Origin of the sequence: Marinobacter shunpengi, assembly GCF_045449715.1 — a bacterium.
GTDB lineage: Bacteria > Pseudomonadota > Gammaproteobacteria > Pseudomonadales > Oleiphilaceae > Marinobacter.
The window spans coordinates 470775-486331 of record NZ_JBJJLA010000015.1 but is presented as its reverse complement, the minus strand read 5'-3'; the positions used below and the strand labels follow the sequence as shown (position 1 = coordinate 486331).

The following is a 15557-nucleotide window of genomic DNA, read 5'->3' as shown; positions in this document are numbered from 1 at the left end:
CAATTCCGACAACTCAGCAACAGACTCTGAAAAAGGGGGAGATAATGACCGACAAGAAGCTATACCCGGTACCCGACAGCTTCGCGAAACGAGCCATCGTCAATCGCGAGCAGTACGAACAGATGTACAAACAGTCCATCGAGGACCCGGAGACCTTCTGGGGTGAGCACGGCAAGCGCCTGGACTGGATCAAGCCCTACAGCAAGGTCAAGAATTCCACCTACGACTACGACAACCTCTCCATCAAGTGGTTTGAGGACGGCGTTCTCAATGCCTCCGCCAACTGCCTCGACCGGCACCTGGAAACGCGGGGCGACAAGACTGCAATCATCTTCGAGGGGGACGACCCGGCCGATTCCCGCCATGTGACCTACCGCGAGCTGCACGCCGAGACCGCCAAGTTCGCCAACGTGCTCAAGACCCTGGGCGTGAAGAAGGGCGACGTGGTCACCATCTACATGCCCATGATCGTGGAAACCGCCGTCGCCATGCTGGCCTGTGCCCGCATCGGTGCCATCCACTCCGTGGTATTCGGCGGCTTCTCGCCGGAAGCATTGGGTGCCCGCATCGAGAACGGTAAGTCCCGGTTCGTGGTGACGGCGGATGAGGGTGTGCGCGGCGGCCGCAAGATTCCGTTGAAGAAGAACGTGGACGCCGCCCTCAAGGGCAAGAACGTGCCGGACGTCGAGAAGGTGGTGGTGGTCAGGCGCACCGGCGGGGATGTGCCCTGGGACGCCAGCCGCGATGTACACTACGAGGACCTGATGAAGGACGCCTCAGCCGAGTGCCCGCCGGAGCCCATGGGCGCGGAGGACCCACTGTTCATGCTGTATACCTCCGGCTCCACCGGCGCCCCCAAGGGTGTACTGCACACCACCGGTGGCTACCTGACATACGTGTCCATGACCCACGAGTATGTCTTTGACTACCAGGAGGGTGATGTCTACTGGTGCACCGCCGACTTCGGTTGGGTGACCGGCCACAGCTATATTCTTTATGGCCCGCTGGCCAATGGCGCGATCACCGTGCTGTTCGAAGGAGTGCCCAACTACCCGGATACTTCCCGCATGGGGCAGGTGGTGGACAAGCACAAGGTCAACGTGCTGTACACCGCGCCCACCGCTATTCGCGCCCTGATGGCCGAAGGCGAGGACTGCATGAAGGGCACCACCCGGGAGAGTCTGCACCTGCTGGGTTCCGTGGGTGAGCCCATCAACCCGGAAGCCTGGGAGTGGTATCACCGGGTGATCGGCAACAGCCAGTGCCCGATTGTGGACACCTGGTGGCAGACCGAGACCGGCGGCATCCTGATTTCCCCGCTGCCCGGGGCCGTGGACCTGAAGCCAGGTTCCGCCACTCTGCCGTTCTTCGGCGTCAAGCCGGCTCTGGTGGACAACGATGGCAATATCCTGGACGGCAAGGCCGAGGGTAACCTGGTGATCCTCGACAGCTGGCCCGGGCAGATGCGCACCATCTACGGGGATCATGAGCGGTTCAAGCAGACCTACTTCAGCACCTATGCCGGCATGTACTTCACCGGTGACGGCGCCCGCCGTGACGAGGACGGCTACTACTGGATCACCGGTCGCGTGGACGACGTGCTGAACGTGTCCGGCCATCGCCTGGGCACCGCCGAGGTGGAAAGCGCCCTGGTGGCCCACGACAAGGTGGCCGAAGCCGCTGTGGTGGGTTATCCCCACGACATCAAGGGGCAGGGCATCTACGTGTATGTCACCGTGGTGCACGGCGTGGAGCCCACCGAGGAGCTGCGCAAGGAGCTGGTCCAGTGGGTGCGCAAGGAGATCGGCCCGATCGCCTCGCCGGATGTTATCCAGTGGGCGCCGGGGCTGCCGAAGACCCGCTCTGGCAAGATCATGCGCCGCATCCTGCGTAAGATCGCCGCCAACGAGCACGACCAGTTGGGGGATACCTCCACCCTGGCGGATCCGAGCGTGGTGGACGAACTTATCAGCGAGCGCGCTTTCAAGTAGACTCCCGACCATAACGACGGAAGACGATGCCCGCAGGGATCATGCCCTGCGGGCATCGTTGTGTTTGGGGTAGAATAACCCTGTTTCCCTCTCGGGTTTTTCGCTGATCGAACGGGTCAGCGTTGAGAGATAGCCCGCTGCTAGGGCACAAACACCGGTTTAACAAGAGGATGTCCGTGGATGGCCCAACACATAATCATCGCCGATGACCACCCGCTGTTCCGCGCCGCACTGCGCCAGGCGGTCAGCCAGGCCGTGCCCGATGCGGAGGTGGCCGAGGTTGAGAGCATCAAGGCCCTGCAGGCGGAGGTGGAGCGGAAGCCGGATGCGGACCTGGTGCTGCTGGATCTGAACATGCCGGGGGCCCACGGCTTCTCGGGCCTGGTGTTCATGCGGGGCCAGTACCCGGGCCTGCCGGTGGTGGTGGTGTCCGGTTCCGAAGACCTGCAGGTGATGCGCCGTTCCATCGACTATGGCGCCTCGGGCTTCATTCCCAAATCCGCCCCCCTGCCGGAAATCACCGAGGCCATCCAGGCAGTGCTGGAAGGGGATATGTGGCTGCCGGAAGGCGTCGCGGAAAAGCTGGAACAGATGCAGGCGGAGAGCACAGACTTCTCGGATCGCCTGGCCTCCCTCACACCGCAACAGTTCCGGGTACTCGGGATGCTGGCGGAAGGCATGCTCAACAAGCAGATCGCCTATGACCTGGACGTCTCAGAAGCCACCATCAAGGCCCACATCACCGCGGTCTTCCGCAAACTGGGCGTGCGCAACCGCACCCAGGCAGTAATCGCCATCCAGCAGATGGAGCTGGATCCGTCCGATACCTCCTTGTCAGGCGACTAGTAAAGCAGGACTAAAGCCGACGCCGGCCACCAACGCTTGCGCCTTGATCTCCCTCTCCCCTTGCGGGAGAGGGTCTAATGCCGACCTCTGCCACCATCGCTCGCGCCTTGGTCCCCCTCTCCCCTGGAGGAAGAGGGGGAGAGCGGCCCGGCTGCGGTGTTGATATCTCCACCCTCTCCCCAGCCCCTCTCCCGTCAAGGGAGAGGGGCTAAGGCTGGCGCCCGCCACCATTGCTCGCGCCCTGGACCCCCTCTCCCCTGGAGGGAGAGGGTCGGGGAGAGGGGGAGGCGCGCAGCGCCCGATAAATCTCTTCCAGAACCACGTCAGTTTGCCCAAGGATATCGTGGTTCCAGAATCTCAGAACGCGAAATCCTTTCCGGGTCAGCCAGTCGTCCCGTTCAGAGTCATTGTCGCACCCGTTATGCTGACCACCATCCGCTTCCACAATTATTTGGTGCTTCAGCTCAACGAAGTCAACCACATAGGGGCCAATAGGATGTTGCCTTCTGAACTTGGCACCTTCGATCCTTTTGGCACGTAAGTGACGCCAGAGCAGGTGCTCCGCATCAGTCATGTTGCTACGCAGGTTTTTGGCGAACTTCCTTTGTTCCATCTATTGCCTTCCTTGATCGGAGGTGGAGTCTCCACCCTCTCCCCAACCCCTCTCCCGTCGAGGGAGAGGGGCTAAAGCCGGCGCCCGCACCAACGCTCGCTCCTTGGTCTCCCTCTCCCCTTGGGGGAGAGGGCCGGGGAGAGGGAGAGGGGGAGGGCGGTCCGGCTGCGGAGTCGGCATTTCCAGCCTCTCCCCATGCGGGAGTGGGGCTATCAGCGCTTCACGAATTCCAGCCTGCCCGGCGCCACGCGAAGGTCCATATCCGTCATCCCCATCACCCGGGCGCCAAGGCTGGTGTCATCCAGCCGGTACACGGGCACGGTCTCCAGCAGTTGGGCCACCACCCGCATAACGTTCTCGGTGACCGGGGCCAGTTCGCCGCTGCTGAAGTAGGGCGTATCCACGCTGCTTTCCAGTAGCTTCAGACGGCGGATGTAGATGGCCTGTTCCTCGCTGTCGTACACCGGCGAACCTTCCACCTTGAGGGCGATATCCGCGGGTATCTTCGCCATCAGGGCGTTCAGGGCCACCTGGCCGGACAGGTCGATCACCGCCACATCGCGACCATCGGGCCCCAGAGTGATGTCCGCGTTGTCCAGTGACAGGCTCAGGGGCGAGCCGGCCTGGAGTTGCTGCCGGTCATAATTGCTTACGGCATCCTGCAGGTGTCGCTCCAGGGTGGATTCGCTGATGGTCAGGGGGGAGAAGCCGGCGCAGCCAGTGATCAGTACACTGGTGAGAATCAGGGCCAGTACAGCACGAACAGTCATGACATTTCCTGTGGACAGTGATAGGTGTTCATAGGGTCTCCGAGGCGGGTTCCGGAGGCAAGCGGAGATGCCGCCAAAAGCGTTACACCTTAGTCATTCTCCGGGGTCGCGGTGAGGTGCAGCTCTTCGCCTTCATCGAACCATGCGTGGATCAGGATCGGCTGGCAGCAGACCTGGCAGTCCTCCACGTATTCCTGGTCCCGGACACTCGGGTCCACGAAGACTTCCAACTGTTCCCAGCAATAGGGACATTGCAGGGCGGCAGGTTCCAGCATAATGCTCGGTCACCCTGCCGTGGGCTGCTGTGTGTCAGCCCACGGCGCTGTCAGTGATGTATCAGAACTGCTGTTTGGCCATCCATGGGATAATGCGGTCGAAGGCCTCCTCCAGCTTCTCACAGGTGGTGGAGAAGCTCAGACGCAGGGCATTCTGGGTGTGTTCGCCGAAGGCATCGCCGGGCACCGTACACACGCCGGTTTCCTTGAGCATCCGCAGGGCCAGGTCCGACCCGTCCACGTGGGGGGGCAGGTTGGGGAAGGCGAAGAAGGCCCCGCCGGGCTTGTAGCCGGTCAGGTGTGGTGTCTGGTCGATCAGCTCGACGATCTTGTCACGGCGCTCCCGGTAGATGCCCACCATATCCCGGATGCATTGCTGGTCACCGGTCAGGGCCGCAACCCCGGCAAACTGGGCCGGCGTGTTGGCCACCGATGTGGTGAACATGTGATACCGGCGCAGGCTCTTGATAGTGGCCTGGCTGGATATCACCCAGCCTACCCGCAGCCCCGCCATGCTGTAGGTCTTGGAGAAGCTGCTGATGCACATGATGTTGTCCAGGTCTACTGCGCAGTTGAGGACGCTGGCGTAATCATCGTCGTCGAAGATCAGGTGGTCGTAGACCTCATCGGAAAAGATCTGGATCCCCCGATAGGCGCATTCCTCCACGATAGTCTCGATGGTGGAGCGCGGGTAGACCGCCCCGGTGGGGTTGTTGGGGGAGTTCAGGACCAGGGCGAAGGTGCGGGACCCCATGGCCCGGATCACCTCGTCCGGGTCGAGCTGGTGGTCATTCTCCGCCCGGGTAGGAATGTACTTCACCTCGCCGCCGTTCATGCGGATCAGCGGCGCGTACAGCAGGAAGGTGGGGTCGGTGATAATGAACTGCCGCCCCGGCTGGGCCGTGGAGGTGATGGCCAGGTACATGGCCTCAGTGGCACCGCTGGTGATCAGGATATTGTCCCGGGTCAGCTTGCGACCGTAGCGCTTGCCGTAATAGTCCCGCAGGGCTACCAGCAGTTCCGGCAGGCCGGCGTCCATGGTGTAGCCGGTCTGGCCCGCGTTGAGGGCATCCACGTAGGCATCGATCACGTGCTTGGGGGTTGGCAGGTCCGGCTGCCCGATGGACAGGTGGATGACGTCCTTCATGGTGGCCGCCATATTCACCATCCGACGGATACCAGGCACCGGAATCGCCTGCATGGCGGGGTTCCAGGACGCTTTCGCCTTGCGATACTTCACCTTGCGCGGCTGGGTTTGCCCGGTATCTCTTGCAGCCTCTGCCATAAGCACCTCTCACTGCCATGGGTTGTATTGCGGCAAGGCCCTGGGCCGGGCCCGCCAGCGAATCTGTAGCGCCTTTCTTTCTTCTGGCAGAGTAGTCCACGACACAATCCGGGTACAAGAGGCATCAGACCTTTTTCTGATCATTGTCTGACGATCCCTCAGACAGGTTTGACCCCGCATGGTCCAGCGGCCAAACTCATTTCAGGTTATACCCCGTCGTCAGGAGGATCCGACACCCATGAGCCAAAAGCAGAAGCCGATCATCACCGTACTCACCGCCCCGGGTGAAGACGCCCCCCCGGGCATCGACGCCGTGAAGGCCCGGGGCGAGGTTCGCTTCGCGTGGGATGAGGCGACATTGCGGGAGGCCCTGCCGGGCAGCCAGGTGATGATGGTGACGGACTTCCGCACGGAAGCCCTGGAGGCCGCATGGCCCTGTGCCGATAAGCTGGAGTGGATCCACGCCACCAGCGCGGGGGTGGATGCACTGATGTTCCCGGCGCTGATCGACAGCGACGTGACCGTCACCAATGCCCGTGGCATCTTCGACCGCAGTATCGCCGAGTATGTCCTGTGCACCATGCTGATGTTCGCCAAGGACTTTCCCCGATCCATGCGGCTACAGGCCGGCCACAAGTGGAAGCACCGGGATACCGAGCGGGCAGAGGGGAGTGAGGTGCTGGTGGTGGGGGCCGGTTCCATCGGCCGTCAGATCGCACGCCTGGCCCGGGGCATCGGCATGAACCCCCACGGCATTGCCCGCCGGGCCCGGGGCGACGACGAGGATTTCATCGCGGTGCACGCCAACGAACAACTCTTCGACCAGCTGGCAGTGGCGGATTTCGTGGTGATCGCCGCGCCCCTGACGCCGCAGACGGAGGGCCTGTTCGACCAGAAAGCCTTCAAGGCCATGAAGAGCAGCGCCCGACTGATCAACATCGGCCGCGGGCCTATCGTCAACACCAAAGACCTGATCGACGCCCTCAACAAGGGGGATATCGCCGGCGCTGCCCTGGACGTGTTCGAGGAGGAGCCCCTGCCGGAAGGCCATCCCCTCTGGGAAATGGGCAACGTCATCCTCACACCCCATATGTCAGGCGACTTCATCGGCTGGCGCCGCGCCCTGACGGACCAGTTCCTGGAGAACTTTGATCGCTGGCATCAGGGAGGGGAGTTGTTCAATAACGTGGACAAGAAGTTGGGGTACGCGGGGAGTTAAACTCCCCTCAGGCCACTCCCAACCAAACATACCACCCAGCCAGAATCTCATCCCCAAACCACAACGCCAGCAAACCAGCCGCCGCCAGGTAAGGCCCAAAGGGAATGGGCACGTCCCGACCATGACGATGGAACACCATCAGGCTGATACCGACCATGGCCCCCACCAGGGAGGACAGCAGGATCACCGCCGGCAGCAGTTGCCACCCGAGCCAGGCCCCAATGGCGGCCAGCAACTTGAAATCGCCATGGCCCATGCCTTCCTTGCCGGTCACCAGCTTGAACAGCCAGTACACGGACCACAGCGACAGGTAGCCAGCCACAGCGCCCCAGAAGGCACTGGTGAAGTCCGTCAGGTAACCAAAATAGTTCAGCACCAGCCCCAGCCACATCAGGGGCAGGGTGATGTTGTCCGGCAGCAGTTGGGTGTCAAAGTCGATCATGGTCAGGGCAATCAGCGCCCAGACCAGCACCAGCGCCCATAGCGTGCCCACGGAAGGTCCCAGCAGCCATACCGTCAGCAGAGAGAAAATGGCCGTAACGGCCTCGATCAGCGGGTAGCGAACCGAAATGCCGGCACTACAGTTGCTGCACTTGCCCCTCAGGAACAGGTAGCTGACCACCGGAATATTCTCCCAGGGCCGTATCCGGTGCCCGCAGGAAGGGCAGGTGGACGCCGGGCGGGAGAGGGTGATGGCCTCCTCGGGCTTACGGTCGCCTTCCGGGACCGACAGAAACTCCTCACACTGGCAGCGCCAATCCTGGTGCATCATCTTCGGCAGACGGAGGATGACGACGTTGAGGAAGCTGCCGATGCAGAGGGAGACAAAAAGAACAACCAGTGACAGAAGCCACTGGTTGCTGAGTAGGGTATCGAGAAACTGCTGTAGGATCATTTAGCCGACGACCTGGCCCATCTGGAAGATCGGCAGGTACATGGCTACGATCAGGCCGCCTACCAGAACGCCGAGGACCGACATGATCATCGGTTCCATCAGTGCGGTCAGGTTATCCACCATGTCATCGACCACGGATTCATAGTGGTCGGCCACCTTGGCCAGCATTTCGTCAAGGTTACCGGATTCTTCACCGATCGCAGTTAACTGGACTGCCATCACGGGGAATACGTCGGTCTGGCGCATGGCGGCCTGGAGCTGGACGCCCGATGATACCTCGTTTTTGATGCGCATGATGGCATCTCGATATACGGCGTTGCCCGTGGCTCCGGCAACAGAATCCAACGCATCAACCAGCGGGACACCAGAGGCAAACGTCGTTGAGAGTACGCGGCCAAACTTGGCGACGGCGGACTTATCAATGATCTCTCCCACCACGGGTAGTTTCAGAACGTACTTATCTACCAAGTCGGAAAACTTACGGGATCGTCGTTTGGCCTGACCAAAACCTACGATAAACGCCACAATCCCCAGCAGCACCACAAACCACCATGTCTGCATCCACTCCGACAGGTTGATAACCATTTGTGTAAAGACAGGCAGGTCGGCGCCGAATCCCTGGAACAGGGACTCGAACTGAGGAACAACCTTTACCAGCAAGATCGCCGTTACAATAATTGCGACCACAATAACCGCAATAGGGTATGTCATCGCTTTTTTTACTTTTTTCTTGAGAAGTTCCGTCTTCTCAAGGTATGTGGCAATCCGGTCCAGCATCTGCTCCAGCGCACCTGCTTTTTCACCGGAGTCCACCAGGTTGCAATAAAGGTCATCAAAATGCTTTGGGTGGCGGCGCAGGGCCCCGGCAAAACTGGTGCCTGAGGCAACATCATTGCGAATAGCCACCACCAGGTCCTGCAACCCCTTATGGTCCAGGCCATCCGCAACAATGTCGAAGCTTTGTACCAGTGGTACGCCTGCCTTCATCATTGTCGCGAGCTGTCGGGTAAACATTGCGACATCGAATGCCGTGACTTTCTTGCTGCCACCAAACAGTGGTTTGGGCTTGCGCTTGACTTTACTGGGCATGATGCCCTGCTTGCGTAGCTGCGCCTTCACCAATGCCAGGTTAGTACCGGAAACCTCGCCCTTGGTCTTGTTGCCCTTGCGGTCTTTACCTTCCCAGACGTACGCCTGAAGTTTTTCTGCCTTTTGTGCCTGTGCCATGCTTAATCCTTCGTTACGCGGTTGGCTTCCTCAAGACTGGTCACGCCTTCGATCACCTTGCGAAGGGCCGCTTGACGCAGGTTGCGGAAACCCTCTTTCTGTGCCTCGCGGGCAATAGCCAGTGAGCTGGCCTCCTCCATGATCATGTTTGCCAGAGGGTCAGTAATTTTCACGACCTCATAGATCCCTACGCGGCCCTTATAACCTCCATTGCATTTATCACAGCCCTTGGGTGTGTACAACGTAAAGCCAGTTTCGATTTGTTCTTCTGTGAACCCTTCCTTCAAAAGGGTTTCCTTCGGCACGTCCAGTGGTTGTTTGCAACTGCTACAGAGGCGTCGGCCCAGTCGCTGGGCAATGATCAGGCTGACTGAAGTGGCGATATTGAACGAGGGAACGCCCATGTTCATCATCCGGGTGAGGGTTTCCGCCGCGCTATTGGTATGCAGGGTGGAGAGTACCAGGTGACCGGTCTGTGCGGCCTTGATGGCGATGTTGGCGGTCTCAAGATCCCGGATCTCGCCCACCATGATCACGTCCGGATCCTGCCGCAGGAACGCACGTAATGCTTCCGCAAAGCCAAGCCCGACCTTGTTGTTGACATTGACCTGGTTGATGCCCTCCAGGTTGATTTCCGCCGGGTCTTCGGCCGTGGAGATGTTGATCTCCGGTGTGTTAAGGATATTAAGGCCCGTATAAAGCGAAACGGTCTTACCCGAGCCGGTCGGGCCAGTTACCAGTATCATGCCCTGAGGCTGCTTCAGGGCCTCCATGTAGAGCTCTTTCTGATCCTCTTCATACCCCAGAACATCGATCCCCATCTGTGCCTGACTGGGATCGAGTATCCGTAATACGATCTTTTCACCCCAAAGCGTAGGCAGGGTGTTAACCCGGAAATCGATGGCCTTGGTTTTGGAAAGCTTCATCTTGATCCGGCCATCTTGAGGAACACGTCGTTCGGAGATATCCAACTGGGCCATGATCTTTACGCGGGCAGAGATCTTCGGGGCGAGTTTGATGGAGGGCTTTGAGATCTCCTTGAGCATGCCGTCGGTCCGATACCTCACTCGGTAGGCCTTTTCATAGGGCTCGAAGTGGATGTCGGAAGCACCGCCCCGGATAGCATCAAGCAGAACCTTGTTGACATACTTTACGATTGGGGCGTCATCGACATCGGTGGTGGAAACTGCTCCGTCATCCTCGTCGTGATCTCCGCCCTCGGTTTCTACGCCCTCCAGGTCGGCATCTTCCAGGTCGCCCATAGAGTCGTCCTGGGACTCCAGGTACTTGTCTATAGCCGCTCTCAGCGCTGCGTCGTCTACCAGGATGGCATCGGTACTGAGCCCTGTGTTGAACTTGATCTCATCCAGGGCCTGTATATTGGTGGGGTCCGAAACTGCGATAAAGAGGCGGTTTCCCCTCTTGTAGAGCGGTAGGGCGCTATGCTTGCGAACCAGTTTTTCGTCCACCAGCTTTTCCGGCAGCATTTCCGGTAAAAAGCTGCTCAGGTCCAGAACGCTGACGCCAAACTCCATCGCAGCGGCAAAGGCCAGCTTGCGGCTATCCGCCAGTTGGTTCTGCACCAGGTAAGTGATCAGAGGGATGCGGTTATTGGCTGCCTGTAGGTAGGCATCTTTGGCGACAGCTTCTTCCAGGAGGCCGTCCTCCACGAATCGCCGGGCGAGGCCAGTGAGCGTTACGTTACTCTTGTCGGTTGCCATAGATCCTGAGCTTTTGTCGGTAAGGCACTGACAGATCAGTCAACTGCCTGTAGTCATCAGATGACAGAGAGTTTAGATGGCTCAAGTATGATTGGAAAGGCCACTGGATGACCATTTGTGTCACTCAGGCGTGTGAGGCTCTTCTCAGTATGACGCAACACGTCACTCATCGACGGAGTAGGGCATATCGTGTCATCGGCAATCATATAAGCTTGGACAAGAAGTTTTCTTTGCAGGCCTATGAAAAATATGAATTTTAGTGTTTTGTGTCTGTGTTGGCACGGCACATGCTCTCCTTCAGGCAGGCTCACACCGGTTCGGGGGCAAAGCTCCGCCGGCCCCGGGGCCATTGTAAGGAAAACGTAAAACTCAGAGGCTTTACATATGAAAAACGTTCAAATGAATCATGGTCAAAAGGGTTTCACCCTGATCGAACTGATGATCGTTGTGGCGATCATCGGCATCCTGGCCGCTGTGGCCATTCCCCAGTACCAGAACTACATCGGTAGCTCCCAGGTTAGCCGTGTAATGGGTGAGACCGGTGCCATCCGTACTGCCATTGAGAACTGCATGATGAATGGCGTTGACGAAGCGGATTGTGAACTGGGCTGGTCTGAAAGCAACCTGCTGGGTGACGGCGGCGTAGATGTGAACGATCAGGAAGGTCTGTCTGTTACTTATGACAATTCTGATGGCACCGCTGAAATTGAAGCCACTTTCGGTGCTAACGCTTCATCTGCTATCCAGGAAGACACGCTGACTTGGACTCGTGCTGGTAACGATGATGAAGAAAATGCACCTGGTTCCTGGTCTTGTGAGACCACCGTTGAGCAGAAGTATGCTCCTGCTGGCTGTGAAGTAGCTGAAGGTGGTGAAGCCTAATTAGGTTTACCCTGAAGCATCGTTGTTAGCTTGGTGGGTAATAGATCCATTATTGCTGATGACTGAAGAACCCCGGAACCTTTGGAACCGGGGTTCTTTCTATTTGGGAGAAGGTATTTGTGAGCTCCACCAGACTTCTTTCGAGAATCCGCGACGGTCTAGTTGTTTTGGTACTGGTTGGTATGGTCGCTGGGGCAGCGCATTTTGTCATCACCAATCCGTTAGGCCCTTCCCGGATCCTATACCAAATAGAGGCACCCATAATCGCCTGGAACACCCATTGCAGTGATGACGCTCCCCACTGGATGAACGATCTGCAGCGGTACGCAACCCGGCAACAGGGTGCCCCCGCCAGCCAGTTGGCTTACATCGAAACGGATGGCAGCCTGTATCATTGTGAAACCGGCTGGAAGGATGGTGTATGGGGCGATCAGCCGCTTCAGGCCGATACGCGTTTCCGGTTCGCCAGCGTGACCAAAACCGTGACGGCGGCGACGGTGGTGGATCTTGTTAACCAGGGGAAGCTGTCACTGAACGATCGCCTGGTGGACGTGATTGGTCTGGAGGTTGAGTTGAAGGACCCCAGGGTCGCCGACATCACGATCGAACACCTTCTGTCCCACCGGGGCGGCTGGGACCGAGAGGCAACCCAGGATGCCATGTTCCTTCGTGGCGTGAAGCCTTGGTGCCCGGAGCAATATCAGGAACTGGCCGGAACGACATTGCAATATCCTCCGGGGAAGCACTACTCCTATTCCAACCTGGGCTATTGTCTGTTAGGGGTGGTGATTGAGAAGGTGTCAGGGCAATCCTACCGTGAGCATGTTGGCGAACGGTTCGGCTTCAATCAAAGCACGTTGAGGTTTGTGGATGGCCCCTATCGACCGGATGAGGTGGTCTACGACACCCGCCATGAGAATTTTTACGACGAGACGTATTACAAGTACTTCGACTTCCAGGCGATAGCCTCTTCTGCCGGGCTCTCCGGTAGCGCCTCCGACCTGGCGCGGCTGGTTCGTCGTCAGATTCAGTCCGAAGACTTGTCCATTACGGATGCTAGCGATAGCAATGCGATCTGCAACCCTGCCGAGTACCGGTCGTGCTATGGGTACGGTCTTTACCGATACCAGCCAGGGCCTGAAGCAGGGCATGTACATTTGCATGGCGGCAAGTTTCCAGGCAATACCTCGGTAGTCATGGTGGACGACCAGGGGGCCGTTCTCGTGTGGGTGGGAGCCGGTTCGAAACCCGGGGCAGGCCGCACGGAAGTATTCTATGACCAGCTCTATCAGTCCATGGTCGGCCACGGTTCCAGATGACGGGAGAAGGAAGTGTCTATAACGGTAAGGTCAATCTCTGCTCCCGACTGCCCGGATCAAGTCGCCTGTAATGATGTTGTGGGGATGAAATATATCCCTGAACTGGACGGCATCCGGGCGCTGTCTGCCCTCCTGATCGTGCTTTTCCATTCGAAGGTTCCGGGCATGACCGGTGGTTTCTTCGCCGTGGATATTTTCTTCGTGCTATCGGGTTTTCTGGTGACTCAGCTGTTATGCAACCGCTATGCGCGGAGCGGGCGTATCGGCTGGGGCAGCTTCATGCGGCGCAGATTGTCGCGCCTGATGCCTGCTCTTGCGGTCATGCTTGTGGCTTATCTGGGCATGGCACCGCTGATGTGGGGCGATGCGGTTCCACTGGAAAAGCACTACCGGGACGCGTTACTGACCATTACATATTCCGTCAATTGGTTACGGTCCTGGGGGGAGCAGGTGGCAGTGCTGGGCCATGTGTGGAGTCTGGCCATTGAGATGCAGTTCTACCTGCTATGGCCGTTGCTGATGTTTCTGGTGCTGAGGCGGAATCGCGTCCATGGGATTGTCATTCTTTGCGTGCTCTATGTCTCAATGACCCTATGGCGGGGTATCGGGGCCATGGGGTTGGACGCCGTCTGGGATGTGTACCCGCGCACGGATATGCACGCCACCGGTCTGATCCTGGGTGCCATCCTGGCATTGCTGCCTCCAAAGCGACTCGGCTATCTGACGGTTCCCGGCATACTGGTTCTTGCTTTCTGCTTTACGTTTTTCAGCACCCACTGGGAGCCAACGGTACGTTACGGGTTTACACTGGCTGAACTGGGGGCCGCCCTACTGATACTGGGCCGCCCTGCCTGGCTTGGCCACCCGGCTCTGGGCTGGTTGGGTCAAGTGTCCTACGGGGTCTACCTCTGGCATTTTCCCATCATGCTGTATATGCGGACGGAAGATCTGCCATGGCAGCAGGTTTTCCTATACGGCCTGTCCTTGGCACTTCTGTTTGCTTCCCTTAGCTATTACCTGGTGGAACTGAGATTCCACAGGCCAATACGAAAAAGGCGCCTGGAATCAAGTGCTGGTTGAGTACGTCCAATAGCACAAATGCATGATTGGCCCCTGGTTTGCACAGCAGGCACTGTAAATAAAAATCCAAGGCAATAAAGGGAGTGCCACATGCGCCGGGGTAGTAACGGCTTTACGCTGATTGAGTTAATGATTGTCGTCGCCATCATTGGTATTTTGGCGGCCGTGTCTATTCCCTTGTATCAGGGATATGTTGCTAAAACGCACGTATCACGGGCCGTTGGTGAGCTCAGTCACTACCGGGCATCCATTGAAGAAGCCCTGGGATCCAATGAACCGGTTACAAACGCGGCGATTGAATATACCCCTTCCAATGTCACAACCGGCGACCTGGCTACCGATATCGCAACGTTTAACCCTGACGGTTCTGGTCACCTGCAGGTGACCCTGGGGGGCAATGCCCACCCCAATGTGACAGGTGTGGTTATCCAGTTCCAGAGAACAACATCCGGTCAGTGGACATGCGTCATCGATAATTCAGCCAACCCATCCGGCTGGAGCGACATGTACCTGCCTTCAGGCTGCACACTTTGATCTCATGGTATCGAGGAAGCTCGATTGTCGAGTGAGTGTATTTTCCGAAGCTGATAGACTTCGGCAGTAACCTTTATAGTCCTTGCTGCAAGCCTATCAGATAGACCCACTCGCAATCAGGAATCCCGATGAACGACGCCTCACTACTGGACAACCTCCTCCAAATCGCCGACACCGCCAGCGAAAAGGTCATGGCAATCTACCAGACCGATTTCGAGGTGAACACCAAGGAAGACGACAGCCCCATCACCGCCGCCGACATCGCCAGCCATCACGTTATCGTGGATGGCCTGAAGGCGCTGACCCCGGATATCCCCATCCTCTCGGAAGAATCCGCCAACGCCCCCTGGGACGAGCGCAAGCACTGGACCCGTTTCTGGCTGGTGGATCCGATTGACGGCACCAAGGATTTCACCAATCGTACCGGGGAGTTCACCGTCAACATTGCGTTGATCGAGGATGGCGAGCCGGTGATGGGCGTGGTCACCGCCCCGGCCCTGAATGAAGCCTACTGGGGCATCAAGGGGCAGGGCGCCTGGAAACGAGAGGCGGATGGCAGTACCCGTAAACTGCAGGTGGTGGAGCCACCGGAAGCGGTGCGTACCGTCGCCAGCAAGAACCACCTGAACCAGGAAACCCGTGACTTCATTGAGCAGTTGGGTAAGCATGAACTGGTCCAGGCCGGCAGCAGCCTGAAGTTCTGCCGTATCGCCGAGGGCAAGGCCGATATCTATCCGCGCCTTGGGCCAACCTGCGAATGGGATACCGGGGCGGCCCATGCGGTGCTGGCCGCCGCCGGTGGAAAGGTCAACAAGCTGGATGGGACGCCGTTGCTCTATGGCAAGGAAGACGTGCTGAATCCATACTTCGTAGCCTCCGGTGCCTGGTACTGATTCCATA

Annotated in this window: 15 protein-coding genes; 8 read left to right on the top strand and 7 right to left on the bottom strand. The window is 58.6% G+C overall.

What is annotated here, in order from left to right; genetic code table 11:
- Nucleotides 1-44: 44 nt before the first annotated feature.
- Complete coding sequence (acs, locus tag ACJO3T_RS10245; protein ID WP_406978428.1) at nt 45-1991, top strand: acetate--CoA ligase; 1947 nt, start codon at nt 45-47, stop codon at nt 1989-1991.
- 180 nt (nt 1992-2171) lie between these two features.
- Nucleotides 2172-2837 (top strand): response regulator, encoded by a 666-nt coding sequence (locus ACJO3T_RS10240; RefSeq protein WP_406964200.1) that lies wholly within the window; start codon nt 2172-2174, stop codon nt 2835-2837.
- Between the two features lie 208 nt (nt 2838-3045).
- On the opposite strand, the gene ACJO3T_RS10235 is transcribed toward ACJO3T_RS10240, so the two are convergent.
- The 4 genes from ACJO3T_RS10235 to ACJO3T_RS10220 all read right to left on the bottom strand — a co-directional run bounded on the left by ACJO3T_RS10235 (nt 3046) and on the right by ACJO3T_RS10220 (nt 5780).
- On the bottom strand, nt 3046-3450 hold the full coding sequence (locus tag ACJO3T_RS10235; protein ID WP_406964202.1) for an endonuclease domain-containing protein: 405 nt from the start codon (nt 3448-3450) through the stop codon (nt 3046-3048).
- Nucleotides 3451-3662: 212 nt separating this feature from the next.
- Entirely contained in the window at nt 3663-4220 is a 558-nt protein-coding gene (locus ACJO3T_RS10230; protein WP_406978427.1) for a YceB family lipoprotein, read from the bottom strand.
- A gap of 89 nt (nt 4221-4309) precedes the next feature.
- On the bottom strand, nt 4310-4495 hold the full coding sequence (locus tag ACJO3T_RS10225) for a CPXCG motif-containing cysteine-rich protein (protein WP_406964206.1): 186 nt from the start codon (nt 4493-4495) through the stop codon (nt 4310-4312).
- Nucleotides 4496-4556: 61 nt separating this feature from the next.
- Nucleotides 4557-5780, bottom strand: coding sequence for a pyridoxal phosphate-dependent aminotransferase (locus ACJO3T_RS10220; protein WP_406964208.1), 1224 nt, complete (start codon nt 5778-5780; stop codon nt 4557-4559).
- A gap of 238 nt (nt 5781-6018) precedes the next feature.
- Between ACJO3T_RS10220 and ACJO3T_RS10215 the strand changes: the two genes are divergently transcribed.
- Entirely contained in the window at nt 6019-6999 is a 981-nt protein-coding gene (locus tag ACJO3T_RS10215; protein WP_406978426.1) for a D-2-hydroxyacid dehydrogenase, read from the top strand.
- A gap of 7 nt (nt 7000-7006) precedes the next feature.
- Here the strand turns inward: ACJO3T_RS10215 and ACJO3T_RS10210 are convergent, their stop codons facing one another.
- Genes ACJO3T_RS10210 through pilB form a run of 3 tightly spaced genes read right to left on the bottom strand, consistent with a single transcriptional unit; the run spans nt 7007 to nt 10842 of the window.
- The gene (locus ACJO3T_RS10210; protein WP_406978425.1) at nt 7007-7894 is read right to left on the bottom strand and encodes a prepilin peptidase; all 888 of its coding nucleotides are present in this window, start codon (nt 7892-7894) and stop codon (nt 7007-7009) included.
- Nucleotides 7895-9121, bottom strand: coding sequence for a type II secretion system F family protein (locus ACJO3T_RS10205; RefSeq protein WP_406964211.1), 1227 nt, complete (start codon nt 9119-9121; stop codon nt 7895-7897).
- Nucleotides 9122-9123: 2 nt separating this feature from the next.
- Nucleotides 9124-10842 (bottom strand): type IV-A pilus assembly ATPase PilB, encoded by a 1719-nt coding sequence (pilB, locus tag ACJO3T_RS10200; RefSeq protein ID WP_406978424.1) that lies wholly within the window; start codon nt 10840-10842, stop codon nt 9124-9126.
- A 384-nt stretch (nt 10843-11226) separates the two neighbouring features.
- Between pilB and ACJO3T_RS10195 the strand changes: the two genes are divergently transcribed.
- From ACJO3T_RS10195 to cysQ, 5 genes are all read left to right on the top strand, one after another.
- Nucleotides 11227-11724, top strand: a complete 498-nt coding sequence (locus ACJO3T_RS10195; RefSeq protein WP_406964214.1) for a pilin — start codon at nt 11227-11229, stop codon at nt 11722-11724.
- Between the two features lie 119 nt (nt 11725-11843).
- Complete coding sequence (locus ACJO3T_RS10190) at nt 11844-13043, top strand: serine hydrolase domain-containing protein (protein ID WP_406964215.1); 1200 nt, start codon at nt 11844-11846, stop codon at nt 13041-13043.
- Between the two features lie 84 nt (nt 13044-13127).
- The gene (locus ACJO3T_RS10185) at nt 13128-14123 is read left to right on the top strand and encodes an acyltransferase family protein (protein WP_406964216.1); all 996 of its coding nucleotides are present in this window, start codon (nt 13128-13130) and stop codon (nt 14121-14123) included.
- Between the two features lie 90 nt (nt 14124-14213).
- Nucleotides 14214-14657, top strand: coding sequence for a pilin (locus ACJO3T_RS10180; protein ID WP_406964217.1), 444 nt, complete (start codon nt 14214-14216; stop codon nt 14655-14657).
- Nucleotides 14658-14785: 128 nt separating this feature from the next.
- Nucleotides 14786-15550: a 3'(2'),5'-bisphosphate nucleotidase CysQ gene (gene cysQ, locus ACJO3T_RS10175; RefSeq protein ID WP_406964219.1), complete on the top strand. Its 765-nt coding sequence runs from the start codon at nt 14786-14788 to the stop codon at nt 15548-15550.
- Nucleotides 15551-15557: the final 7 nt, after the last annotated feature.

What these genes read in the sequence shown, in the direction of transcription:
- ACJO3T_RS10180 (WP_406964217.1), top strand. Translation starts at nt 14,214, where the DNA reads ATGCGCCGGGGTAGTAACGGCTTTACGCTGATTGAGTTAATGATTGTC.
- ACJO3T_RS10225 (WP_406964206.1), bottom strand. Translation starts at nt 4,495, where the DNA reads ATGCTGGAACCTGCCGCCCTGCAATGTCCCTATTGCTGGGAACAGTTG.
- acs (WP_406978428.1), top strand. Translation starts at nt 45, where the DNA reads ATGACCGACAAGAAGCTATACCCGGTACCCGACAGCTTCGCGAAACGA.
- ACJO3T_RS10235 (WP_406964202.1), bottom strand. Translation starts at nt 3,450, where the DNA reads ATGGAACAAAGGAAGTTCGCCAAAAACCTGCGTAGCAACATGACTGAT.
- ACJO3T_RS10195 (WP_406964214.1), top strand. Translation starts at nt 11,227, where the DNA reads ATGAAAAACGTTCAAATGAATCATGGTCAAAAGGGTTTCACCCTGATC.
- ACJO3T_RS10215 (WP_406978426.1), top strand. Translation starts at nt 6,019, where the DNA reads ATGAGCCAAAAGCAGAAGCCGATCATCACCGTACTCACCGCCCCGGGT.
- ACJO3T_RS10205 (WP_406964211.1), bottom strand. Translation starts at nt 9,121, where the DNA reads ATGGCACAGGCACAAAAGGCAGAAAAACTTCAGGCGTACGTCTGGGAA.
- ACJO3T_RS10230 (WP_406978427.1), bottom strand. Translation starts at nt 4,220, where the DNA reads ATGACTGTTCGTGCTGTACTGGCCCTGATTCTCACCAGTGTACTGATC.
- ACJO3T_RS10240 (WP_406964200.1), top strand. Translation starts at nt 2,172, where the DNA reads ATGGCCCAACACATAATCATCGCCGATGACCACCCGCTGTTCCGCGCC.
- ACJO3T_RS10185 (WP_406964216.1), top strand. Translation starts at nt 13,128, where the DNA reads ATGAAATATATCCCTGAACTGGACGGCATCCGGGCGCTGTCTGCCCTC.
- cysQ (WP_406964219.1), top strand. Translation starts at nt 14,786, where the DNA reads ATGAACGACGCCTCACTACTGGACAACCTCCTCCAAATCGCCGACACC.
- ACJO3T_RS10210 (WP_406978425.1), bottom strand. Translation starts at nt 7,894, where the DNA reads ATGATCCTACAGCAGTTTCTCGATACCCTACTCAGCAACCAGTGGCTT.
- ACJO3T_RS10220 (WP_406964208.1), bottom strand. Translation starts at nt 5,780, where the DNA reads ATGGCAGAGGCTGCAAGAGATACCGGGCAAACCCAGCCGCGCAAGGTG.
- pilB (WP_406978424.1), bottom strand. Translation starts at nt 10,842, where the DNA reads ATGGCAACCGACAAGAGTAACGTAACGCTCACTGGCCTCGCCCGGCGA.